Genomic DNA, 23079 nt, shown 5'->3' with positions numbered 1-23079 from the left:
GAGAGCAGGAACCTCCTGCGGTCCAGTTCACCCAACTCGCCACCTCACCAGGTGATTCCGTGGCCGAACGGATAACGCGGTGTGTCGGGGCGGTCCGGATCGGGAACCGGAACCGGCAACTTGCCCGAGGGGGACACCACACCGAACAGCACTCTTGTCAGGGATCGCATCGACACTTCTCGGTAGGAGTAGGTGGCCAGCCAGGTGCCGATGTCGTCAACGCAGGCCGCGTCGTAGGGATCGCGCACAGCCACGGCGATCACGGGGGTGTCAGCACGGCTCAGCGAGCGGAGCAGCTCGCGTTGTGCGCCACCGGATTCGCGCCAGGCACCGTTGGTCAGCACGATCGTCACGTCGTGCCGTCCGGCGCGGTCGACAGCCTCGCCGATCAGTCGGTCGTCCGGCGAGTCGCCGGTTCGCAGCGTTTCCGTCATTCGGCGGTGTCGTCGGATCTCGGTGGCCAGGGCGGCGGTGGTCGTTTCGCCCCATCCCGTGACGAACACGCTTCCCGCCGCTGCTCGCAGCGGCAGCAGACCGGGGTCGTCGCGCAGCGCCGTCACGGTCTCGTCGGTGATCCGCAGCGCCTGCCGCCGGTGCCGGGAAGTGCCGACCGTCCGATCCACCGCCGCGGTGTCCACCAGGGGAGCCGAGACCGTCCCGCGCCGGTCCTTCATGCTCAGGATCCGCAGCACGCTGCGGTCTATGTCTCGTTCGGACAGCCTGCCCGAACGCACGGCATCGGTCACCGCCTCGATCGCCGTGGACAGGTCCCCCGGCATCAACAGCTGATCGGCTCCCGCCTCCAGCGCCAGCACGGGAACGTCCTCGGCGGGGTGCAGCTCGTGCACTCCCGCCATCCGCAGCGAGTCGGTGACCACCACCCCCTGGAAACCGAGTTCCTCGCGCAGCAGCCCGGTGAGAATCCGCCGTGAAAGAGTCGCGGGCTCCCCGGAGGGGTCGAGTTCGGGGAACTTCAGGTGCCCCGTCATCACCGCGTCGGTGCCCTCGTCGACGGCGGCGCGGAACGGTGGTGCGTCCAGCCGTCGCCACTGCCGCTCGCTGTGGTCGATGACGGGAAGGTCGGTGTGGCTGTCCACACTGGTGTCGCCGTGACCGGGGAAGTGCTTGACGGTGGCCGAGACCGTGTTTCGCGCCGCGCCCGCGCGTTGGTAGCCGCGTATCTGGGAGCGGGTCAGTTCCGCGGCCAGTTCCGGCGAGGAGGCGAAGGAACGCACCCCGATGACCGGGTTCTCCGGGTTGACGTTGACATCGCCGACCGGCGCGAAGTTCTGGGTGAAGCCCATGGCGCGCAACTCTCGACCGGTGATGCGTGCCGCCCGGTTCGCCGCGCCCGACTCGCGGGCCGCTCCCAGTGCCATGCTGCCTGGCAGTACCGTCGCGGGTTCACCTATCCGGTTGACGGCGCCCTGCTCCTGATCGGTGGCGATGGTCAGTGGAATTCCGGCCCCCGAGTCCAGCGCGGCACGCTGCAACCCGTTCGAGAGTTCGGCGATCTGCCGTGGCTCCCGCAGACTGTCGGTCCAGGAGAAGTGGATGACGCCGCCGAGCCGGAACCGTCGCACCACCTCGGCGGGAGACCCCACACCGTACTCCGTGCGGTTGGTGGGATGGTCGGTGTCGACCGTGGCCCCGTACACCACCGTCACGAAGAGCTGCCCCACCTTCTGCGGTAGCGACATGTTCCGCACCGTGCGGCGGGCCCAGTCGGTTATCCCCGTGAGCGGTGGCCGGCCGGCTCCTGCCGCGTCGGACGTGCCCCGGCGGCGCTGTCCGTCCCTGCCGTCGGCGGCGGCCAAGGTGCCCAGCGTCGCCGTCCCCAGCGCGACAGTACCGAGCTGCCGCCTGCCGAATGTCGCTGCCACGAGGGAGCTCCCGTTCCACGGAACTTGGATTCGCCGGTGGCGGCCGTCGTGGGTTCTGGAACGCGGCGGAGAACCGAACGCTTGGGAGAACCGTGAGTGTCCCACCGGATACCCGATCGGCTGTGTAAGTTACCCACGGTGTGTGAGGCGGTCAACGCTACGCGCCGTGCCGGTGACTTTTCGGGTGAGTGGTGCTACCGCGGCAGGGCTCGATCCCTGGGCATAATGGTGGCGCCCGCCAGTTCGACTGACGAGCGCCACTCTCCCGGCGCGAACCTGCGGGTTACCAAGCGTGTTCTGACTGTCGTATCCTGCGGGCTCGGCGCCCGGCGTCCCGGTACGCAACCCTGAGAACGACTGTGCCTTTATTCAGCGGCTGCGCGTGGGTTCCCGCCATCGCGCCCGGAGCCCCGTCGGGGAGACGTTGCTTCTCCTCCGCAACGTCCCTGGCCAACCAGGGTTCCGTACTTCCTTTGTAGACCGCGCGACGGGCTCTCGCAAGTCCCGGAGCGAGATCGTCTCACGGGTTCGTGACGGGCAGGCGGTGAACGGGACTCATCGCGGGGCGCGGGGCGCTTCTCCCGTGGTCACAGCGGGCGCTTCGGCCCACGGGGGCGGGGGACCACCGGCTTCACCGGTTCGCGCGCCGGCGCCGCCACCACAGCCCGTAGGCCACTCCGGCGGCGACGACCCCCAGCGCCACGGCGGCCGTGGTCACGGTCGTCGCGGACGGGGTGGGGAACCGTGCCCGCAGCGATACCGGGTGCTCGAACACCAGCGCTGGCCAGCCGCGCTGCACCGCCTCCTTGCGGAGGCCACGGTCCGGGTTGACCACGGTCGGGTGACCCACCAGCTCCAACAGTGGCAGATCGGTGATCGAGTCGGAGTAGGCGTGGCACTCCGACAGCGGGTAGCCCTCCCGTTCGGCGATCTTGGCCGCCGCGCGCGCCTTCTCGGTGCCGGCGCAGTAGAACTCCAACTCGCCCGTGTAGCGTCCGTCCTCGATCCGCATCCGGCTGCTCGCCCAGTTCGTGACACCGAGCAGCCGGGCCACGGGGGCCACCACCTCCTCGCCGGACGCCGAGAGCACCACCACGTCGTCGCCCTCGGCGCGGTGTTCGGAGATGAGTTGGGTGGCTTCCCGGTAGACCAGCGGATCCACGATGTCGTGCAGCGTCTCGTCGACGATCGCGTCGACCTGCTCGACGTCCCACCCGGCGCACAGCGAGGCCAGGTGCTGCCGCATTCGTTCCATCTGGTCGCTGTCCGCGCCCGCGAGCATGAACATGAACTGGGCGTAGGTGCTCTTCAGCACCGCCCGGCGGTTGATCAGCCCTTCCCGGAAGAACGGTTTGCTGAACGCGAGCGTGCTCGATCGGGCGATGATCGTTCGGTCCAGATCGAAGAACGCCGCCCCGCGTGCTTCGCGGTTCTCGGCAGCATGCTGGGTCACACCGCCAGCATAAGAGCCGTTCCGGCCGGAAGCGTTCCAGTCGGTTCGAACGGGGCCCCGGTCGCTCCGAGCTGGTTCACCGCTCCGGCCGGTCACGCTTGTGCCGCTGCGCGAACGAGCCATGCCAGCTAACTCTTTCGAATGAAAATAATGCTGGTTCTGAGTACGCAACGTGCAGATGCAGTTGCATGTGAACGGTTCGATTAATCCAAATGCAGGTTTTCGACCAGGCACATTCCTCCTAATGGACGCAACGCGTCCGTTCGAGGATGAGCGATACAGTGGAGGAGGTCCGGTGCACCGGACAGTTCAGCCCGACCCCCCGGGGCTGAACCACTGGCGGCCCTCGTCCCTCCCCCCTGGCGAGGGCCGCCCCTCTTTTCCGGTCCCGTGTTTTCCGGTCCCGTGTTTTCCGGTCCCGTAGTTCCGTCGGTTACGTCCACATCGCCCCGGATCGTCCACAGCCGCTCGATCTCGTGCTGGCGCACCGGACCCACCCGGCCACACGGTGGACGGGACAGGGAAGTGGGCAAGGTGAACGCGGCAGGGCGTTGGCCGGCACCGGGAGAGAACTCACCGTGCCGCCGAGCACGCCGCTATCGGGGGTGCCAGTGGGATGTCGGAAGACGCGAAGCGGGGACGCGGGAAGTCGGGACACACGAAGTCGGGACAAGCGAGCCCCGGGCACGCGACGCCGGGAGAACCGCTGATCGTCACCGACGATCCCGATCTCGCCGCGGAACTGGCCGGGGTGGCCGCGGCGGCGGGCTGTGAGCCGCGCCGTGTCGCCACGGTACGAGAGGTGGGTGAGTCCTGGCACGAGGCTCCCGTGGTGCTGCTGGACACCGGGGCGCTGGAGGAGTGCTCGGCGGTGGGGCTCCCACAGCGCTCCGGGCTGATCCTGGTCACCACGCGGGCGGAGCCGGAGTTCTGGCGAGCCGCCTTCCGGAGCGGGGCACAACACGCCGTCGAACTCGCTTCCGAGGAGCAACGTCTGGTGGGACTGCTCACCGAACTCACCGAGGACGTCCCGCCCCGGGAGGGAAGTCTGTTGGCGGTACTCGGCGGCTGTGGCGGAGCGGGGGCCTCGGTGCTGGCCGCCGTCACCGGTGTGCTCGCCGCCCGTGCGGGCGGGCACTGCACGTTGCTCGACTGCGACCCACTGGGCGGAGGTCTGGATCTGCTGTTGGGGGAGGAACACACTTCCGGGGTGCGGTGGTCGGAACTGTCGCTGGGCACCGGGAGGTTCACCGCCGCGGCGTTGCGGGAGGCCCTGCCCTCCCGGCGGCTCGGTTCCGGCGAGATCGCCACCCTGAGCTGCTCCAGGGGCGAGGTCCCGCGCGGCATGACACCCGAGTCGGTGTGCGCCGTGCTCGACGCCGCCCGCAGGGCCGGTCAGACCGTGGTGTGCGATCTGCCTCGTGTGCAGAACGAGTCCACTCTGGCGGTGCTGCGTCGCGCCGATCTCGTGGTGCTTGTGGTCCCGGCCGAGATACGGGCTTGCGTCGCGGCGGGTGGAGTGCTCGACGCCGTCCGGGACGTCGTGTCCGGACAGTTGCGGGCGATCGTGCGGGGGCCGGCCCCCGGAGGATTGCGCCTGGTGGACATCCGCCGTGCCTTGGGGCTGGAAGTGCTCACCGTGATGCGAACGGACCGTGGGATCGCCGCGCTCGTCGATCGGTTCGGATTGTGTGCCGTTCGGCTCGGTGAGCACCGACCACCGGTTCGTGCCGGCAGGAAACTGCTCACCCGGCTGAACGAGATCACCGGTGAAGTGGCGCGAACGGCTACCCGGCGGGAGACCTTCGCTCAGTAAGGCCGTTCCCCGATTCGGCTCGCTCGCGGTGGTACCGGCGGGGATGGCCCTCCGACTCTGTAGCACGAGACTTCGAACACCTTTTTACGTTTCGTGTTCGGTTTTTCGGTGTTCTTGCCTCGTGTGGACGCGGAAAGATCATCGAAGCGTCCGGTCAAAATCGTGCTTCTTTTCGGTTGCGATTCGGATACCCGGCCGTGGAACACCGTGATCGCTTCCGGTGCCGAAATTCGGCACGAGCGTGGTCGCGAGTCCGTCCCAATCCGGCGATGTCGCCGATTTCGTGGTGCGCCCGGCACTCCGGGGGCTCGACTGCTCGGGTGATTCCCGCTTTCGGCATCCGGCTCTCCCCAGGGTCGGAAGCGGTTCTCCCAAGGGGAAGGACTCGCCACGAGCCGATGCTCGGTACCCGCGGCGAAACGCGCTCACCGATCCGTATCGGAGTGAGCAAGCATCGGTGCTCGGGAGTGTCCCCCGTGCTCGGTCACGGTGTTTTCCCTGCTTTTCCTCGGTTTCCCCCAGGCTGATCCGTGTCTCGTGGTCTCTTCGGCTACCTTAGCGTCGTTCGGGACGGTTCGCACGATGGAAGGAATCGGTGCGGCATCGCTCCCGTGTGCCGGGCTCTCGTGTGCCGTGCTCCCGGGGCGAGGATTTTCGATCTTCGAGGAAGATTCTTTTTCGTTGATGTCGAATTTGATCCGGCAAAGTTCGGGGCAATACCGGTAAACTCGCCGAAGAGTTCTTGCGCGAAGGCCGCGAATACGACGAGGGGTGCCGTGTTCCGTGGTCACATGCTCGTGGATCCCTTCCGGGGTCACGACTATTTCGGACAGTTGTCGGGAGGAGGTTCGCGGTGTCCGAGTCTTCCAGCTCCAGCCCGCGACCCATGGATGTCACGATCGCCGAGAGTGTTGTTCGTACTGCTACCGGAACCGTGGATTCCGAAATGGTGGATCAGATCGCCAGAGTGTTGGCTCGTCACTCCGCGTTCAGTTCCGAGCTCGCCGATACGGCTGCCAGGGGAATGCTGTCTACCGAGGAAGTCAGCGCGGCGAGTGCGCGTGCACACGAAGTGACCGAGCGTGAGATCCAACGTGTGCTCGCCACCGCGCGGGCGCAGGAGACGGACGCTCCGGTGCCGCCGCAGCCGCGTGGCAGGCCGGCAGTGGAGACCTACGAGGAGACCTACGAATCGGAGCCGTCGTTGCCCGCGCAGACCGCGGCGGCGATATTGGGAGTGCATCCCTGATCGAGCTCTTCGGTCAGGTGGTGGGGCGTGATCAATCGGTCGGCGGTTCCGCCCCACCCCACCGGTCCGTCTCACCGCCGCGTTTCGCGCTCGATTAGCGACCACGGGCCGATGTTTCAGTGCTCGGGCTGGTGGATCCGGGATGAGAGCGCGTCGATCGTGTCGTCCAGTTCCGCCAACCGTTGCCGGAGAATCGCGGCGAGTCGCGGATCCTCGGTTTCCTCCAGCGTCGCGGCGAGCTCGCCGTAACGGGTCAGCAGCGTGGCGATGTCGTTGCCCGATGTCTCCCACTCCTGCTCGTTCAACTTGACTCCCACCCTTTTCGTGTGAGCTTCGCCGGCCCCGCGTGGACCCCGTCGGTACGGCACGAGGCCCCGGAAGTCCGGCTTCGGTTGTCACGGCCCGCGGCCGAATTCCTCACCACCGGCTCCGTCGCCGGTTACCCGAACCGAGCGCCCGTCATTCCTTCCCGGACATGTGTGTTCGCCGACCCCTTCGGACCGGTGTTTCGGGAGTTCGTTGCTCGCCATCGCTGTGTGCCGTGAAGAGTCCTAACACGAATGGCCTAACGGTGCCATGCGACTCGTGCTTCGCGGCCCCGGTGTCCGCCGGTTCGACAGTGGTGACTCCTACGCCGGTCGACTCCTCGCCCTCAGCTGTTCGGCGGCCGCTTGTCCACAACAGACCCGCTTTTCCCCAGGAAGCGAGGTTCGGGATTGGCGCCGAGCCCGGATCGGAGCAGTGTGATCGGTGCGGACGACGACGCGGTGCGGGTGCTTTCCCGGCCGCCGGACGGAACTGAGGTGGGAACGATGCGGCTGTCCACCGAGCGAGGCTCCACCGCGGAGTCGCACACGCCCTGCTCCGAGCGGGTGGACGAGAATCTCGTGAACCGGGTACGGGCACGTCTGGTCTCCGAGGGGAGCGACCTCACCGCCCACGCCATAGCCGCCGCCGTACGTGAGGAGAGCGGAGCTCCGCTCGGTGACGGCGAGGTTCTCCGCACGATCCGCCGGCTGCACCGCGAGTTCCTGGGAGCCGGACCACTGGAGTCGTTACTGCGGCGTTCCGATGTCACCGACGTTCTGGTGAGCGGTCCCGACGATGTGTGGGTGGACCGGGGCGCCGGCTTGGAACGTGCCGGGGTGAGCTTCACGAGCGAGGAGGAGGTGCGCAGGCTCGCCCAGCGACTGGCCCTGGCCGCGGGCCGCAGACTGGACGACGCCCAACCCTGGGTCGACGGGTGGTTGCCCGAGAGCACGGCGGGCACCACGGTGCGGTTGCACGCGGTACTCGCCCCCGTGGCCGCGGACGGAACGTGCGTCTCGCTGCGGATTCTGCGGCCGGCGGTGCACGACCTGGCGAGTCTGTGGCGGCTCTCGGCGTTCGACTCCGACACCTGGTCGTTGCTGCGCTCGATAGTGGCCGCACGCCCGGCTTTTCTGGTCACGGGAAGTACCGGCTCCGGTAAGACGACACTGCTCGGCGCGCTGCTGGGGGAGGTGCCCGACACCGAGCGCATCGTGTGCGTGGAGGAGGCGCGGGAACTCAACCCGGTGCACCCTCACGTGGTCCGGCTGGTGGCGCGGCCTCCCAACATCGAGGGCAGCGGACAGATACGGATGAACGAACTCGTGCGGCAGGCGTTGCGCATGCGACCGGACCGGATAGTGGTCGGAGAAGCGCGCGGTGCCGAGATCCGGGAGCTGCTCGACTGTCTCAACACCGGTCACGAGGGCGGTGCCGGAACGGTGCACGCCAACTCGCCCGCGGAGGTCCCGGCACGGTTGGAGGCTCTCGGAGCGCAGGGCGGTATGGGGCGTCGCGCGCTGCACAGCCAACTCGCCGCCGCGATCCGGGTGGTGCTGCACATGCGCCGTACCGCCCGCAGGGGTAGGCACCTCGCGGGGGTAGGGGTGCTGCACCGGGTCGGTTCGGAAGCCCGGGTGCGGCCGGCGTGGGAAATCGAGTCCGGTTGGGGAGCGGGGCGTCGACAGCTGCTGGACATGCTCGCGGCGGGAGCGGAGCGGGCCGAATGCTGACGACGCCACATGCCCAGGGGACACCGGCGGTTCCGCTGTCCGTGGTGCTCGCGTCGGCGGCGCTGCTGCTCGGTTGGCCCGATCGAGTGGCCGCGAACAGACTGGCGCTGCTGCGTGGTCCGGCCGGTTCCGCTCCGCGTTCGTGGCCTCGGCCGGTCGTACCCGTTCTCGGCCTCGGCTGCGTTGTGCTGCTCGTGTCGTTCGCGGACGTCACGGTGACCCTCGTCGTCGTGCTGCTGGTCTCGATCGGCGAGCGACACCGCAGGTGGCGTGCGCGTTCCGCACGCAGACTGCGGGTGCTGGAAGCGCTGGTAGCGGGACTGCGGGTGCTGGTGGGTGAACTGGAGGTGGGAACGCATCCCGGTGCCGCCGCCGAGAGTGCCGCCGCCGACAGCACAACCGAGGTGAGCGGGTTCTTCGCCGACCTCGCGACCACGGTGCGCCTGGGAGGTCTCCCCGAGCGGGAGTTCGGAACCGGATCGCTGCCCACCGAGGTACATCGGGATGCCGCCCGGATAGCGCGTCGCTGGCGACTCGCCGAGCGATACGGCATCCCGCTGGCGCGGTTGCTCGAAACCGCGCGGACGGATCTGGAGCACCGGCTCCGGGCCGAGCGGGACGTCGGAGCCAAGCTGGCCGGGGCACGTGCCACCGCCGCGGTGTTGATCGCTCTACCCGTGCTCGGACTCGCGCTCGGGCAGGCCAGCGGGGCCGATGCCCTGGGCGTGCTCACGACGGACCCGCTCGGACACGTCCTGCTGCTGTCGGGAACCGGTTTGCTGTGCGTCGGTGTGCTGTGGGTGCAACGACTGACCGGTAGCGGAGTGCGTCAGTGACCACGGCCTCCTCGGTGCTCGACCCGCCGGTACTGCCGATGGTGACCGCGGCTCTGCTGCTGTTGGGCGACCGGGCCGCCGCTCGGAGGTTGCGTGGTGTGCTGCCCGCGCGCCGCGCGGGCAGCACACGCGACGTGTCCCACGCGTCGGGTGCCGGACGCGTGAAAGTCGTTCATGTGCTGCGTACCTCGGTGTCGCGGCAGATGTTCCTCCCGGCCGCACTCGGCTCGACCGTAGGGCTCGGCACGGTCGTCGTGCTGCTGGGGTCGCACGGTCCCTCCGCGGCCCTGACCTTGGCACTCGGCGCTGGTGCGGTATCGGCTCGGGGCTGCCACCTCGCACTGGTTCGTGGGAGGAGGCCGTCACCGACTCCGCCGACTCGAGTGGCAGCGGGCTGTGAACTGTTGGCCGCGGGACTGCGGGCGGGGCTGCCGCCGACAGCCCTGCTGCACGAGATGGCAACCGAGTTCGACACCTCAGCGGCCGACGGACTCCGCGAGGTTTCGCGAGCGCTCGCGCTCGGGGCCGATCCGGACACCGCCTGGGAATCCGCCGTGACGCGGCCGGAGACCGCCGAACTCGCGAGGGCGGCCCGTCGCAGCGCGGGCAGCGGCAGCGGCCTGGCGCGAGTAGCCGAGCAGATCGCCGTCCGGCAGCGAGCAGTCGCGCGGGAGAGGGCGATGGCCGATGCGGAGCGAGTGGCGGTCCGGGTGACGGCACCGCTGGGGCTGTGTTTTCTGCCGTCGTTCTTCTGCCTCGGTGTGCTGCCGATCGTGCTGGGGATGGTCCAACGGCTCCAGGGCCACTGGTGAGCGGGCGCGTCGCCCGGCGGCAGGACGAACCGGGAGCCCGGGGCGGAACCCGCTCGAACGCACCGCTCGGTTCAGGCGGACCGAGCACTCGGAGGACTCGCCCCCTGGTTACCGAAAACCACCGATGTTCGACGAACGGAGTGAGAACATGACACGAATTCGACGGACGTACCAGTATCTCCACGGGGGGTCACTCCGGAGGATTCCGGACGGACTCCTCCGGTGTCTCCGGCTCGTGCTGCGCGGGGAGTCCGGCATGAGCACGGCCGAGTACGCGATCGGCACGTTGACGGCGGCCGCTTTCGCCTCGGTGCTGTACATGCTGGTGACCAGTGATTTCGTTACCGAAGCGCTGACCTCGCTGCTGCGGCAGGCGCTGTCGGGGCAGTCGCGTTGACCGGCGGTGCTTCGGGCGGGGCGGTGCGTGCGGGAGGCGACACCGACCCCGAACCCGATCCCGATTCCGGAAGCGTGACCGTGGAGGCCGCGCTGGGAATCTGTTCGGTGGTGGCCGTTTTCCTGCTGGTGCTGGGTGCGATCACGGCCGTTTTCCTCCAGCTCCGCTGCACCGATGCCGCTGTCGAGGCGGCCAGGTTGCGTGCCCGCGGGGACGTTGTCCGCGCGGAACGAGCCGTGGAACGCGTGGCCCCGGACAACGCGTGGCACCACACCACCGTCACGAACGGATACGTGATGGTCACCGTCGGCGTCCGGCCGCTCGGGGAGATCCTGCCACTCCGGTTGCGCGCTCGTGCGCACGCGGCGCTCGAACCCGGCGTCGCGGGGGCGGACATCCCGGAAACCGGGCAGCGCGACGTCCCCGGCGGCACTCCGGGGGCTCCCGGATGAGTTCGGCGGGACGTGCTGGGACCGGCGGTGACTCGGCTGACCGGGGCAGCGCCACGGTCCCGGCCGCGGTGCTGACCCTGGCGGTACTCGCGGCGTGCTGGATCGGGGTCCAGTTCGGTGCGGCGCTCGTCGCGGGTCATCGGGTGCGTGGCGCGGCCGACCTGGCGGCCCTGGCAGCGGCGGCACACAGCCACGAAGGGCGGCACGATGCCTGTTCCCGCGCGGGGGAGGTCGCACGGCGGATGAACGTCACGCTGACCGAATGCCTGATGGACGGTGGGCGGGTACGGGTTCGCACCGAACTGGAGGCCCCGGTGGCACCACCGGGGACCGGGCGCGTGACCGGGCGGGCGATGGCCGGGCCGGTCGACGATCGGCGGGGCTGATCGAAGCCCCGTGCGTCCTCGTTCGCGGTACTGGCTCCGGCGGCTGGTTCCTGCTGCGAGCTCCGGCGTGAGTTCTCGCTCCGCGAGTACGTCGTCGAACCGGACGGAGAGCCGGCAGAACCGGCCGAGCCGAATACGAAGTCCACAGTGGAATTCAAACGTGTCGTTCGGATGTGGTTCGTCCGGCTTCGCCCGGAAAGTCCACTCCGTGGAAGACCGCTCGTCACGCGACGAGTGGTAGCGGTGGGACCACTCGTTACCGCTGTGAGTTCGGCCGCTCTGTTATCCGGATCACGCTCGTCGCCCTGCGGTGACCGGTCGTCGACGCGGGGGTGTACGAAACGCCTTCGCTTGCCGTTATTTGGAGGTACCAGCGCGGAACAAGGAGGCGTAAGAAATGGATTTGGCGGCGGAAGGTTGGCGCAATGCCTTCCGGATCGAGCTGCGGGTGCAGGTCCTCGAACTGGCTTCGCACGGCTGGCCGGTGTTTCCGGGGACCTACCCGTCGGCCGACGGATGGGTCGGCCGCGAGAGTTCGACCGATGAGACCGGGCAGGGGCCGCTTCCGGTGCGCCGCGACTGGCGGGAGCTGCTGAGCGCCGACGCCGACGACGTCGCCGGCTGGTGGACGACACATCCCTACAGCGTGCTGTTGGCCACAGGGGAGGGGATCGAGGCGATCGAGGTGAACGCGGACCTCGGACGTCGGGCCGCGATCGCGCTGCGCGCGCTGGCAACCCCCACGCCGATCGCGGCCACCCCTCACGGCCGGTGGTACTTCTTCACCGAGGCCGGTCAGCGGTTGTCCGAGGAGCTGGCAGCGGCGGACGGCGTGCGACTGCACGCGGCGGGTAGTTGGCTGCCGCTGCCGCCCTCGACCTTCCCGAACGGAGTACTGCACTGGCGGGTCAAGCCGCGGCTCTGCGGTTGGCGGCTCCCCGAACCGGCACACGTCCAGGACGCGCTGATCACCGGACTGCACCGGCTCCACGGTGATCGGGTGCTCACCGCCACGGGCTGACAGGGCCGCCACGGGCTGACAGGCCTCGTCGCCTCGGTTCACCGGGGTGCGGTGGCGGAAACTCCCTCGGTACCAGCCCCGGAACCCGGTAGTTTCACAACAGAATCCGGCGGTACCGGCGCTCAAGCCGGTGCGGCATCGGTCCGTTCGGCCAGCAGCACGTCCAGTACCGCCACTGCCCCCGCCTTGTCCAGCGGTTCGTTGCCGTTGCCGCACTTCGGTGACTGAACGCAGGACGGGCAGCCGGCCGAGCAGTCGCAGGCCACGATCGCCTCCCGCGTGGCGGCCAACCACGGGAACAGCGCTGCGAAACCGCGATCGGCGAACCCGGCACCCCCCGGGTGTCCGTCGTGGACGAACACCGTCGGCTCCCCGGTGTTCGGATGCAGCGCGGTGGACACCCCGCCGATGTCCCACCGGTCACAGGTCGCGAACAGCGGTAGCAGGCCGATCGCCGCGTGCTCGGCAGCATGCAGCGCGCCGGGGATGCGCGCCGGATCCAGCCCGGCGCCCCCCGGCGCGCTGCCCACCAGCAGTTCCTCGTCGAGGCTGTACCACACCGCTCGTGTGGCCAGCGTTCGTTCGGGGAGGTCGAGTGGCAGCTGATCCAGCACTTCTCCGCTGGGGAGCCTGCGCAGATACCCGGTCACCCTGGAGGTGACCTCCACCTCGCCGAGGTTGATCGACAGTCCGTTCGACGTCCGCAGCTGCCGCAGGGTGCGAAGCACCGCGATGTCGGTTTCCTCGCGCGGTGAGGTGTTCCACTCCGGATCCTCGGCGTGGACCAGTGCGATTCCCTCGTCGAGGTCCAGTTCGTCCACCACGAACGATTCGCCCTGGTGCAGGTAGACGGCTCCCGGGTGGACGAGGCCGTGGGTCGATTCCGGATCCACCGTTCCCAGCAGCCTGCCGGAGTCGCTCTCCACCACGGCTGTCTGTTGCCCACCGGAGCCGCGCAGTTCCACCGAGTGGTGCGGTGGTTGCCGTGCCGTCCAGTACCACCCGTTCCGGCGAGCGCGGAGTTCGCCGGCCTCGGTCAGTCGCGTCACGTTCTCCCGCGCCGTCTCGCCGCCGAACTCCTCCAGCGCCCGTTCGTCCAGCGGTAGTTCGGCCGCGGCGCAGGCGAGGTGCGGTCGCAGCAGGTGGGGATTGCCCGGATCCAGCACCGTGGCCTCCACCGGGCGATCGAAAACCGCCTCCGGGTTGTGGGCGAGGTAGGTGTCCAGCGGGTCGTCCCTGGCCACGAAAACGACCAGCGCTCCGTCACCCTCGCGACCGGCGCGGCCCGCCTGCTGCCACAGCGAGGCCAGGGTTCCCGGGTAGCCCGCGATGACCACCGCGTCCAGCCCGGAGATGTCTACCCCGAGCTCCAGGGCGTTGGTGGTCGCCAGCGCACGTAACTCGCCCGAGTGAAGTTCGTGCTCCAGTTCCCTGCGTTGTTCCGGCAGGTAGCCGCCGCGGTAGGCGGCCACCCTGCTCGCCAGCTCCGGTGCCACTTCCCGCAGGGAGCGCCGCGCCCCCAGCGCCGCGAGTTCGGCCCCCGCGCGGGAGCGTACGAACGCCAGGCAACGGGCCGACTCGATCACCAGGTCGCTCATGATCCGTGCGGTCTCCGCCCCGGCGGAGCGTCGGACCGGTGCCCCGTTCTCCCCGGTTACCTCCTCCAGCAGCGGTGGTTCCCACAGCACCACGGTGCGCCCGCCGCGCGGGGAGCCGTCCTCGGTGACCGCGTGACAGGTCCGGCCGGTCAGGGTGCCGCCCAGTTCGGCGGGTTCGGCGACGGTGGCGGAGGCGAGCACGAAGACGGGGGCGGCTCCGTAGTGCTCCGCGACACGGCGCAGCCTGCGCAGCAGCAGCGCGATGTGGGAGCCGAAAACGCCCCGATAGGTGTGGCATTCGTCGACCACGATGTAGCTCAGGTTCCGGAAGAACCGGGACCAGCGCGAGTGTCGGGGCAGTATTCCGTGGTGCAGCATGTCCGGATTGGTGAACACCCATCTGGCGTGTGCCCGTACCCAGTCCCGCTCCGTGTTGGGGGTGTCACCGTCGTAGGTGGCGGGCCGTCCCCCCGGCAGGTCGAGCCCCGCGACCGAACGCAGCTGGTCGGTTCCGAGTGCCTTGGTGGGCGAGATGTACAGGGCGGTGGCACGGCTGTCGAGCTCCAACCGGGTCAGCACCGGAAGCTGGTAGGCCAGCGACTTGCCCGAGGCCGTGCCCGTGGCGACCACGACGTTCTCCCCGCCGTGCGCGAGTTCCGCCGCTCGCAGTTGATGGAGCCAGGGTCGCTCCGTCCCTCGGGCACGCAGCGCGGCCACCAGCCGGTCCGGTGCCCAGTCCGGCCATTCGCCGTGCCGGGCGGGGCGTTCGGCGAGGTGTTCGACGTGGCGTACCGGGGACCGCTCGGGGGGTGTGCCCGCCAGCACCCTGTCGAGCAGCCGGTTCCCGCCGTCCGCCCCGTACGCACGGTCGCGTCCCGTTGAACTCACGTTCCGAGCCTCGCACAACCGACCGTCGGTGGTGCGCGCAGTGCTGACTCGCCCGTGCCGATCTCCATCGCTTCAGTCGCCGCACCGTCCCCCTGAACGGGTGATCATCCGGATGCCTTGATCGATCCATGGTGGAAGAATGCGCAGTCCGGAACGAGTGGAAGATCACAAAGTGAATCGAAGCACTTTGCATGGAAAGGGTCGCGGATACCGCGTACGGGGCGGAGCAGCACCGCTCGCCTCGGTGTGACACCGGTGTCCGAAGCCGGATCCGAAGCTCTCCGGCACGTGACCCGAGCACAACCGAGGAGGACGAATGTCCCTGCTCAACGTTGCCCGGTCCGGGTGGGCCGCGAGCACCGGACCGCGGTCCGCGCCACCGGGCGGTGAATTCGCGGGCACGTCGGCGGAACCGCGAGCCGTGCCGCACGGTGGGCACGTCCTGGCCCAGGAGCCGTCGTCCCTGCTGCGGCTCGACACCGCCGATTACACGATCGTCGGAATCGTACTGGTCATCGCACTGGCCGCTCTCGTGTTCGGCTACGTGCTCATCCGTGAGGTGCTGGCGGCGGCCGAGGGGCCCGAGCGGATGCGCGAGATCGCCCGAGCCGTCCAGGAAGGTGCCTCGGCCTATCTCAACCGCCAGTTCCGCACCCTGGCGTTCTTCGCGGTGATCGTGTTCCTGCTGCTGTTCGCGCTCCCGGCCGAGACACCGGCGCAGCGGATCGGCAGATCGGTGTTCTTCCTGTTCGGCGCGGCGTTCTCCGCCGCCATCGGTTATCTCGGCATGTGGTTGTCCACGCGGGCCAACCTGCGTGTCGCCGCTGCCGCCAACGACCCGACCGCGGGCAGAACCAAGGCGATGCGGATCGCTTTCCGCACCGGCGGGGTGGTCGGCATGACCACCATCGGACTGGGGTTGTTCGGCGCCGCGCTGGTGGTGCTGGTCTACGCGGGACAGGCGCCACGCGTTCTGGAGGGCTTCGGATTCGGTGCCGCGCTGCTGGCGATGTTCATGCGTGTGGGTGGTGGAATCTTCACCAAGGCGGCCGACGTCGGTGCCGACCTGGTCGGCAAGGTGGAACAGAACATCCCGGAGGACGACCCGCGCAACGCCGCCACGATCGCGGACAACGTGGGTGACAACGTCGGCGACTGTGCCGGAATGGCCGCCGATCTGTTCGAGTCCTACGCGGTCACCCTGGTGGCCTCACTGATCCTGGGAACCGCCGCGTTCGGCACCAAGGGACTGCTCTTCCCACTGATCGTGCCCGCCATCGGGGTGATCACCGCCGTGCTCGGTGTCTACATCACCAGGGCGCGAAGCGGCGAGGGCGCGCTGGTCGCCATCAACCGCTCCTTCTACATCTCGGCGGCGATATCCGCCGTGGCCTGCGCGATCGCCGCGCTGCTCTACCTGCCCGGTTCGTACGCCGAGCTGACCGGAGTTCCGCCCCGGATCCTCGACCTCGGCGGCAACCCCGCGGTGGTCGCGCTCGTCTCCGTGATCATCGGCATCGCGCTCGCCGTCGTCATCCTCAAACTGACCGGCTACTTCACCGCCACCGAGCGCAGGCCGGTACGCGACGTCGGCAGGTCCTCCACCACCGGTCCGGCCACGGTGATACTCACCGGTTTCTCGGTCGGTTTCGAGTCGGCCGTCTACACCGCGCTGGTCATCGCGGCGGCGGTGTTCGGGGCCTTCCTGCTGTCCGGCTCCATATCGGTGGCGCTGTTCGCGGTCGCGCTGGCGGGCTGCGGACTGCTGACCACCGTCGGCGTGATCGTCGCGATGGACACCTTCGGTCCCGTGGCCGACAACGCGCAGGGGATCGCGGAGATGTCCGGCGAGTTCGAGGGCGAGGGGGCGGCCGTGCTCACCGAGCTGGACGCGGTCGGCAACACCACCAAGGCCATCACGAAGGGCATCGCGATCGCCACCGCCGTACTGGCGGCCACCGCGCTGTTCGGCTCGTACCGCGACGCGATAGGCAGCGCACTGGCCGCCATCGGTGCTCAGCTCACTGTCGGCGAGTTCCTGGTGTACGCCCCGAACGTGCTCGTCGGGGTCATCATCGGTGCCGCCGTGGTGTTCCTGTTCGCCGGACTGGCCATCAACGCGGTCTCCCGGGCGGCGGGAGCGGTTGTGCACGAGGTGCGCAGGCAGTTCTCCGCCAAGCCTGGAATCATGGATGGCTCGGAGCGTCCCGAGTACGGCCGGGTGGTCGACATCTGCACCAGGGACTCGCTGCGGGAGTTGGCCACGCCGGGGCTGTTGGCTGTACTCGCTCCCATAGCGGTCGGCTTCGGACTCGGGGTCGGGCCGCTGGCCGGTTACCTGGCCGGTGCGATCGCGGTGGGAACCCTGATGGCGATCTTCCTGGCGAACTCGGGCGGTGCCTGGGACAACTCCAAGAAACTGGTCGAGGACGGCTACCACGGCGGCAAGGGCTCGCTCGCCCACGAGGCCACCGTCATCGGCGACACGGTCGGCGACCCGTTCAAGGACACCGCCGGTCCCGCCATCAACCCGCTGCTGAAGGTGATGAACCTGGTTTCGGTGCTGGTGGCGCCCGCCGTGGTAACCGTGACGGTCGGGGTCGACGCCTCGCTCGGGCTGCGGATCACCATCGCGGTGGCCTGCTTCCTCGTGATAGCCGCGGCGGTGATCTCCTCCAAGCGGAGGAGTACCGCCATCGCCGAGAGCTCCGGGGACGAGGTCGTCAACGGCGCCAAGTGATTTCGGAACCGTGACCACCTCGTCTTCCGTGGTTACTTCAGTGGCGGAACCTCGCGCACGGCTCTCGCCGCGGGGAGGCCCGACATCGGGTAGCGACCTACACAACGTCGGGCCTTCCTCGCGAGAGCCGCACGCGAGAACCCGCGGCGGTGCCGACCGCCGGGATGGTCGGAGTGCGGCTTGCGGGCGTGGTGGGAGTTCGCCCTGCGTTGTTCCGGCGCGGCGATTTCGCGAGAAATCGACGTTCTCCGGAGGGGAACCGCCCCACGTACACAGGGCTCCTCGACCAGCGGCGCGGCGATTTCGTGAGAAATCGCGGCGCCCGGAAGCCGTGTGGCTGTTCCTCGGCCCGGTTCCGGTGATCGTGTGCTCTGGCGCCCGGAGCGCGCGGGACTCTACGATCACCGGAGTGGGCCAGCTTTCGTTCTTCTCGGCCGAGGCACGGCCCGCTCGTATCGCCGATCTGGCCGGCCTGCTCTGCGGCCACGGCCAGGTGACCGGTTTCGGGCGCGGCACCGCAGCGTGCCTCTCCGTCGTGCTCGCCGAGTCCTGGCGGGCCCGCGCACTGCACGAGATGTTCCGGGCGCGGGGAGTACCCGTGGAAGTGTCCCGCACCGAGTGCGGTGAATCACTGTTGCGGACCTCGTTCCGGGCCGATCTGACCCAGCTGGCCGCGAGTTGGTTACACGGCGCGGTAAAGTCGGTGCCGAACGGATTCAACCCGGATGGTTCGGCGCTGCGCGTCTGGACGCTCATCGCGGGCGCCCCCACCACTGGGGGGTATCTACTCGGGCTGGATCCGAGCGTGCCGGAGACTCACGGGCCGCTTGTTTCGTCACTCGGTCGTGCGGGCCTACCAGCCAGGACGGTCGGTTCGCCGGGTGCGGAGCCCGCGTTGCGGATCGTGGGCCGGCGTCGCCTGACTCGGTTGGCCGAGCTCGTCGGACCCGCGCCGAACGGCGCTCCTGGGGGAGCATGGCCGCTGTCGCCGTGAGTCGTTCGACACACCTCCTCGTGGGCGTCATGGCGGAACACTGCCGAGGTAGGGGACGTTCGGCCTGGTGAAGCGCGCGGAACCGGGGCGGCGTGTGTCACGCTGTGCGTTCCCCGGGACGGCGAACAGGACCGGACACGGTGCACACTGACGGATCGGACACCTCCAGACGAGAGCAGGTAGGCGTGGCTGGCTCGACACGGACGAAGAAGGACGGCGCCAAGGGGCGCGCTTCTAAGGCATCCACCGGGAGCTCCGGCGGTCGGCGGTTGGTGATCGTCGAGTCCCCGGCCAAGGCGCGCAAGATCGCTTCCTTCCTCGGCTCGGACTACCAGGTCGAGTCGTCGCGCGGCCACATCCGGGACCTCCCGCGCGGTGCCGCCGACGTTCCGGCCGACTACAAGGGGCAGTCCTGGGCACGCTTCGGCGTGAACGTGGACAATGACTTCGAACCGCTGTACCTGGTGACCGACGACAAGCAGGACACGGTCGAGGAACTCCGCGAGGCGCTGTCCGACGCCGAGGAGCTCTATCTCGCCACCGATGGCGATCGGGAGGGCGAGGCGATCGCCTGGCACCTGCAGGAGACGTTGCAGCCCTCCGTCCCGGTGTACCGGATGGTGTTCCACGAGATCACCGAGTCCGCCATTCGGGCCGCCGCGGCCAATCCCCGCGAGCTCGACAACGACCTGGTGGACGCGCAGGAGACCCGCCGTATTCTGGACCGGCTCTACGGCTACGAGGTCAGCCCCGTGCTGTGGAAGAAGGTCATGCCGAAGCTCTCGGCGGGCCGGGTGCAGTCGGTGGCGACCCGCATCGTCGTGCAGCGGGAACGGGAGCGCATCCGGTTCGTGCCCGCCTCCTACTGGGACATCGCCGCCACGCTGCACACCGCCGACGACGAGCAGCCCGGCCGGCAGGGCGGTTTCGGTGCCCGGCTGGTCAACGTCGACGGCTCCAGGCTGGCTACCGGACGCGACTTCGGCCCGGACGGCGAGCTCACCGGCGACGCCCTGGTGCTGGACGAACCGCGTGCCCGTGCGCTCGCCGAGGGGTTGGCCGACACCGAGCTGACCGTCTCCGCCGTCGAGGAGAAGCCCTACACGCGCAAGCCCTACGCGCCGTTCATGACCTCCACGCTGCAACAGGAGGCGGGGCGCAAGCTCAGGTTCTCGGCCGACCGCACCATGCGGACCGCGCAGCGGCTCTACGAGAACGGCTACATCACCTACATGCGTACGGACTCCACGACGCTGTCGGACACCGCGATCGCGGCGGCGCGGCAGCAGGCCGGGGAGCTGTACGGCAACGACTACCTGTCCGCGCAGGCCAGGCAGTACACCCGCAAGGTCAAGAACGCGCAGGAGGCCCACGAGGCCATCCGTCCGGCCGGGGAGAACTTCCGCACCCCGCGCCAGGTCTCCTCGGAACTGGACACCGACGGCTCCAAGCTCTACGAGCTGATCTGGCAGCGCACCATCGCCTCCCAGATGGCCGACGCCAAGGGGACGACCATGTCGGTGCGGGTCACCGGCACCGCCACGAGCGGGGAGGAGTGCACCTTCGCCGCCTCCGGCCGCACGATCACCTTCGCCGGGTTCCTCAAGGCCTACGTCGAGTCGGTGGACTCCGAGGCCGGTGGAGTGGCCGACGACGCGGAGTCGAGACTGCCTCGCCTCGTCGAGGGGCAGCGGGTCTCGGCGGGCGAACTCGACCCGGACGGGCACACCACCAGCCCGCCCGCCCGCTACACCGAGGCCAGCCTGGTCAAGGCCCTGGAGGAGCTGGGGATCGGGCGCCCCTCCACCTACGCCTCCATCATCAGCACCATCCAGGAGCGCGGCTACGTCTGGCGCAAGGGCTCGGCGCTGGTTCCCTCCTGGATCGCGTTCGCCGTGGTGGGGCTGCTGGAGCAGCACTTCTCCAGGCTGGTGGACTACGACTTCACCGCCGCGCTGGAGGACGAGCTCGACCGGATAGCCGAGGGCGCCCAGCAGCGCACCAAGTGGCTCAACGGGTTCTACTTCGGCGGTGACATCGGTCCGCAGGACTCCATCGGCCGTGCGGGCGGGTTGAAGAAGCTCGTCGGCTCCGGTGTGGAGGAGATCGACGCCCGGCAGGTCAACTCCATCCCGATGTTCACCGACGACGAGGGGCGCACGGTCTACGTCCGGGTCGGCCGCTACGGACCCTACCTCGAACGCAGCGCTTCCACGTCGAGCGAGGGCAACGGCGAGTCGCAGCGCGCGAACCTGCCGGACGCGTTGCCGCCGGACGAGCTGACTCCCCAGGTGGCCGAGAAGCTGTTCGCCACCCCGATGGAGGGCAACACCCTCGGTACCGATCCGGAGACCGGCCACGAGGTCGTCGCCAAGGACGGGCGGTTCGGGCCCTACGTCACCGAGATCCTGCCGGAGGGCACCAAGACCAAGCCGCGCACGGCCAGCCTGTTCAAGTCGATGTCGCTGGACACGGTGACGTTGCAGGACGCGCTGCGGTTGCTCTCGTTGCCCCGGACGGTGGGGACCGACCCCGACACGGGGGAGGAGATCACCGCGCAGAACGGCCGTTACGGGCCTTACCTGAAGCGGGGCAGTGACTCGCGCTCGTTGGACAACGAGGAGCAGATCTTCGCGATCACGCTGGAGGAGGCCCGCGCCATCTACGCGCAACCGAAGCAGCGTGGTCGCAGGGCGGCGGCGCCTCCGCTGCGCGAGCTCGGCGAGGAACCGGACACCGGCCGGAACCTGGTGGTCAAGGACGGGCGGTTCGGCCCGTACGTCACCGACGGCGAGACGAACGCCTCGCTGCGCAAGGGCGACAGCGTCGAAGAGCTGACCAAGGAACGCGCCGTCGAGCTGGTCGCCGAACGACGCGCCAAGGCTCCCGCCAAGAAGGGCGGCAAGAAGTCCGGTGGCTCCGGCTCCAACGGCAGCAAGAGCGGTTCCAAGTCCGGTGGCGGCAACGGTTCCTCGGGATCCGGCACCTCGGGCAGCGGCACCAAGAGCGGGACCAGCGGCTCGGGCGGCAAGAGTACCGCCAAGAAGTCCGCGGGCGGCAAGTCGACTGGCTCCGGCGCCAAGAGCTCGGCGAGCAAGAGCTCCACGGGCACCAAGAGCTCGACGAGCAAGAGTTCGGGCACCAAGAGTTCGGGCACCAAGAGCAACGGTTCCAAGACCGGGACTTCCGCGTCCGCGAGTTCGAAGGGACAGCGAGCCGCGGACCGTTCCAACACGTGATCGGGTTTCGAGGTACCGGCGATGGCAAGCGAGACAACGGCCCCGGCAGCCGGGGCCGTCGCCGAGCGGGGGCCCGAGGGCATCTGGGCCGAGGTAGTCGGCCAGCCCGAAGCCGTGCGCACCCTGCGCGAGGCCGCTCGGGCGGCGCGTGACCGGTTGGCGGGGCGCGACACCGCCACGGGAGCCATGACCCACGCCTGGCTGTTCACCGGTCCACCGGGTTCGGGACATCCCGTCATGGCCCGCGCGTTCGCGGGAGCGTTGCAGTGCACCGACCCGGAAACGGCCGGCTGCGGCGAGTGCGTCGCCTGCGAGACGGCACTCGCGGGCACTCACGCCGATGTCACCACGGTGGTGCCGGAAGGTCTCTCGATCTCGGTCGCCGAGATGCGTTCGCTGGTGCAGGCCGCGGCCCGACGACCCAACACCGGTCTCTGGCGGGTCGTGCTCATCGAGGACGCCGACCGGCTCACGGAGGGCGCGGCGAACGCGCTGCTCAAAGCGGTCGAGGAACCCCCCGCGCGCACTGTTTTCCTGCTGTGCTCGCCCTCGGACCATCCCGCCGACGTGCCGGTGACCATCCGTTCCCGGTGCCGTGGCGTGCAGTTGCGCACCCCGCTCACGGAGGCGATCGCCGAGGTGCTGCACCACCGGGAGGGTGTCGAGCGGTCCATGGCCGACTGGGCGGCCTCGGTGTGCGGCGGGCACGTCGATCGTGCTCGTCGGCTGGCCACCGACCAGCAAGCCAGGGAACGCCGCGAGGCCGTGTTGCGCATCCCGCTCGGGCTGCGCGGGCTGTCCGAGGTCTTCAGCGAGGCGAGCGGGTTGGTCCGCGCCGCCGAGACCGAGGCCGGCGAGGCCAACCAGTCGCGCGACGAGGCCGAGAAGGAGGAGCTGCGTACCGCGATGGGTGCCGGGGGCACCGGCAAGGGGACCTCCTCGGCCACCAGGGGCGCCAACGCGGCGCTGAAGGAGCTGGAGAAGAAGCAGAAGGCCCGCGCCACCCGCTCACAGCGGGACGCGCTGGACCTGGCGCTGGTCGATCTCGCCGGGTTCTACCGGGACGTGCTGGCCCTCGGCTTCGGGGCCGAGGTGCCGCTGAACCACCCCGATTTCGCGAGCCAGGCACGTCGGGCGGCCGCGGAGTGGACCTCCGAGACCGCCCTGCGCCGGTTGGAAGCGGTGCTGCGCTGCCGAACCGCGCTGGACCGCAACGTCAAACCGATCATCGCCGTGGAGGCGTTGGCCGCCGAACTCCACCGGTGATCCCGGA

The 23079-nt window shown here is 69.3% G+C and carries 17 protein-coding genes; 13 read left to right on the top strand and 4 right to left on the bottom strand.

Features of this window, described 5'->3' with window-relative positions; translation table 11 throughout:
- Positions 1-44: 44 nt before the first annotated feature.
- Together BM394_RS18670 and BM394_RS18665 are read right to left on the bottom strand one after the other, a co-directional pair.
- A complete protein-coding gene (locus BM394_RS18670) occupies positions 45-1883 on the bottom strand; it encodes a glycoside hydrolase family 3 protein (protein WP_217643590.1) in 1839 nt (612 codons plus the stop codon).
- Between the two features lie 631 nt (positions 1884-2514).
- Entirely contained in the window at positions 2515-3336 is an 822-nt protein-coding gene (locus BM394_RS18665) for an HAD-IB family hydrolase (RefSeq protein WP_245780291.1), read from the bottom strand.
- A gap of 616 nt (positions 3337-3952) precedes the next feature.
- Here BM394_RS18665 and ssd point away from each other — a divergent pair.
- On the top strand, positions 3953-5152 hold the full coding sequence (gene ssd / locus BM394_RS18660; RefSeq protein ID WP_092980296.1) for a septum site-determining protein Ssd: 1200 nt from the start codon (positions 3953-3955) through the stop codon (positions 5150-5152).
- 946 nt (positions 5153-6098) lie between these two features.
- A complete protein-coding gene (locus BM394_RS18655) occupies positions 6099-6401 on the top strand; it encodes a hypothetical protein (RefSeq protein ID WP_245780290.1) in 303 nt (100 codons plus the stop codon).
- Positions 6402-6517: 116 nt separating this feature from the next.
- On the opposite strand, the gene BM394_RS18650 is transcribed toward BM394_RS18655, so the two are convergent.
- Positions 6518-6706: a hypothetical protein gene (locus tag BM394_RS18650; protein ID WP_092980450.1), complete on the bottom strand. Its 189-nt coding sequence runs from the start codon at positions 6704-6706 to the stop codon at positions 6518-6520.
- Between the two features lie 507 nt (positions 6707-7213).
- Between BM394_RS18650 and BM394_RS18645 the strand changes: the two genes are divergently transcribed.
- The 7 genes from BM394_RS18645 to BM394_RS18615 all read left to right on the top strand — a co-directional run bounded on the left by BM394_RS18645 (position 7214) and on the right by BM394_RS18615 (position 12347).
- Complete coding sequence (locus BM394_RS18645; RefSeq protein ID WP_092980447.1) at positions 7214-8443, top strand: TadA family conjugal transfer-associated ATPase; 1230 nt, start codon at positions 7214-7216, stop codon at positions 8441-8443.
- Complete coding sequence (locus tag BM394_RS18640; protein ID WP_092980293.1) at positions 8437-9279, top strand: type II secretion system F family protein; 843 nt, start codon at positions 8437-8439, stop codon at positions 9277-9279. The genes BM394_RS18645 and BM394_RS18640 overlap by 7 nt, the downstream gene beginning before the upstream one ends.
- Entirely contained in the window at positions 9276-10091 is an 816-nt protein-coding gene (locus BM394_RS18635; protein ID WP_245780289.1) for a type II secretion system F family protein, read from the top strand. Before BM394_RS18640 ends, BM394_RS18635 begins: the two co-directional genes overlap by 4 nt.
- A gap of 124 nt (positions 10092-10215) precedes the next feature.
- Positions 10216-10488, top strand: coding sequence for a DUF4244 domain-containing protein (locus BM394_RS23955; RefSeq protein ID WP_425427672.1), 273 nt, complete (start codon positions 10216-10218; stop codon positions 10486-10488).
- Positions 10485-10940, top strand: a complete 456-nt coding sequence (locus BM394_RS18625) for a TadE family type IV pilus minor pilin (protein ID WP_217643589.1) — start codon at positions 10485-10487, stop codon at positions 10938-10940. Before BM394_RS23955 ends, BM394_RS18625 begins: the two co-directional genes overlap by 4 nt.
- On the top strand, positions 10937-11326 hold the full coding sequence (locus tag BM394_RS18620) for an Rv3654c family TadE-like protein (RefSeq protein ID WP_092980290.1): 390 nt from the start codon (positions 10937-10939) through the stop codon (positions 11324-11326). Before BM394_RS18625 ends, BM394_RS18620 begins: the two co-directional genes overlap by 4 nt.
- A gap of 397 nt (positions 11327-11723) precedes the next feature.
- The gene (locus BM394_RS18615) at positions 11724-12347 is read left to right on the top strand and encodes a bifunctional DNA primase/polymerase (RefSeq protein WP_092980288.1); all 624 of its coding nucleotides are present in this window, start codon (positions 11724-11726) and stop codon (positions 12345-12347) included.
- A 122-nt stretch (positions 12348-12469) separates the two neighbouring features.
- On the opposite strand, the gene BM394_RS18610 is transcribed toward BM394_RS18615, so the two are convergent.
- Positions 12470-14833: a DEAD/DEAH box helicase gene (locus tag BM394_RS18610; protein ID WP_092980285.1), complete on the bottom strand. Its 2364-nt coding sequence runs from the start codon at positions 14831-14833 to the stop codon at positions 12470-12472.
- 316 nt (positions 14834-15149) lie between these two features.
- Here BM394_RS18610 and BM394_RS18605 point away from each other — a divergent pair, with 316 nt between their 5' ends.
- The 4 genes from BM394_RS18605 (at position 15150) to BM394_RS18590 (ending at position 23072) form a co-directional block, all read left to right on the top strand.
- Positions 15150-17573: a sodium-translocating pyrophosphatase gene (locus tag BM394_RS18605; RefSeq protein WP_092980282.1), complete on the top strand. Its 2424-nt coding sequence runs from the start codon at positions 15150-15152 to the stop codon at positions 17571-17573.
- Between the two features lie 409 nt (positions 17574-17982).
- Entirely contained in the window at positions 17983-18567 is a 585-nt protein-coding gene (locus BM394_RS18600) for a hypothetical protein (protein ID WP_092980439.1), read from the top strand.
- A gap of 185 nt (positions 18568-18752) precedes the next feature.
- On the top strand, positions 18753-21806 hold the full coding sequence (gene topA, locus BM394_RS18595; RefSeq protein WP_175530168.1) for a type I DNA topoisomerase: 3054 nt from the start codon (positions 18753-18755) through the stop codon (positions 21804-21806).
- A gap of 21 nt (positions 21807-21827) precedes the next feature.
- On the top strand, positions 21828-23072 hold the full coding sequence (locus tag BM394_RS18590) for a DNA polymerase III subunit delta' (protein ID WP_092980276.1): 1245 nt from the start codon (positions 21828-21830) through the stop codon (positions 23070-23072).
- Positions 23073-23079 lie beyond the last annotated feature (7 nt).

This window comes from Actinopolyspora lacussalsi subsp. righensis, assembly GCF_900116555.1.
GTDB lineage: Bacteria > Actinomycetota > Actinomycetes > Mycobacteriales > Pseudonocardiaceae > Actinopolyspora > Actinopolyspora lacussalsi.
Note: the sequence above shows the minus strand (reverse complement) of the source record. Positions and strands in the feature narration are given on the sequence as shown.

Coding starts and splice junctions, on each gene's coding strand:
- ssd (WP_092980296.1), top strand. CDS start 3,953: ATGTCGGAAGACGCGAAGCGGGGACGCGGGAAGTCGGGACACACGAAG.
- BM394_RS18655 (WP_245780290.1), top strand. CDS start 6,099: ATGGTGGATCAGATCGCCAGAGTGTTGGCTCGTCACTCCGCGTTCAGT.
- BM394_RS18645 (WP_092980447.1), top strand. CDS start 7,214: ATGCGGCTGTCCACCGAGCGAGGCTCCACCGCGGAGTCGCACACGCCC.
- BM394_RS18640 (WP_092980293.1), top strand. CDS start 8,437: ATGCTGACGACGCCACATGCCCAGGGGACACCGGCGGTTCCGCTGTCC.
- BM394_RS23955 (WP_425427672.1), top strand. CDS start 10,216: ATGTTCGACGAACGGAGTGAGAACATGACACGAATTCGACGGACGTAC.
- BM394_RS18620 (WP_092980290.1), top strand. CDS start 10,937: ATGAGTTCGGCGGGACGTGCTGGGACCGGCGGTGACTCGGCTGACCGG.
- BM394_RS18615 (WP_092980288.1), top strand. CDS start 11,724: ATGGATTTGGCGGCGGAAGGTTGGCGCAATGCCTTCCGGATCGAGCTG.
- BM394_RS18605 (WP_092980282.1), top strand. CDS start 15,150: ATGTCCCTGCTCAACGTTGCCCGGTCCGGGTGGGCCGCGAGCACCGGA.
- BM394_RS18590 (WP_092980276.1), top strand. CDS start 21,828: ATGGCAAGCGAGACAACGGCCCCGGCAGCCGGGGCCGTCGCCGAGCGG.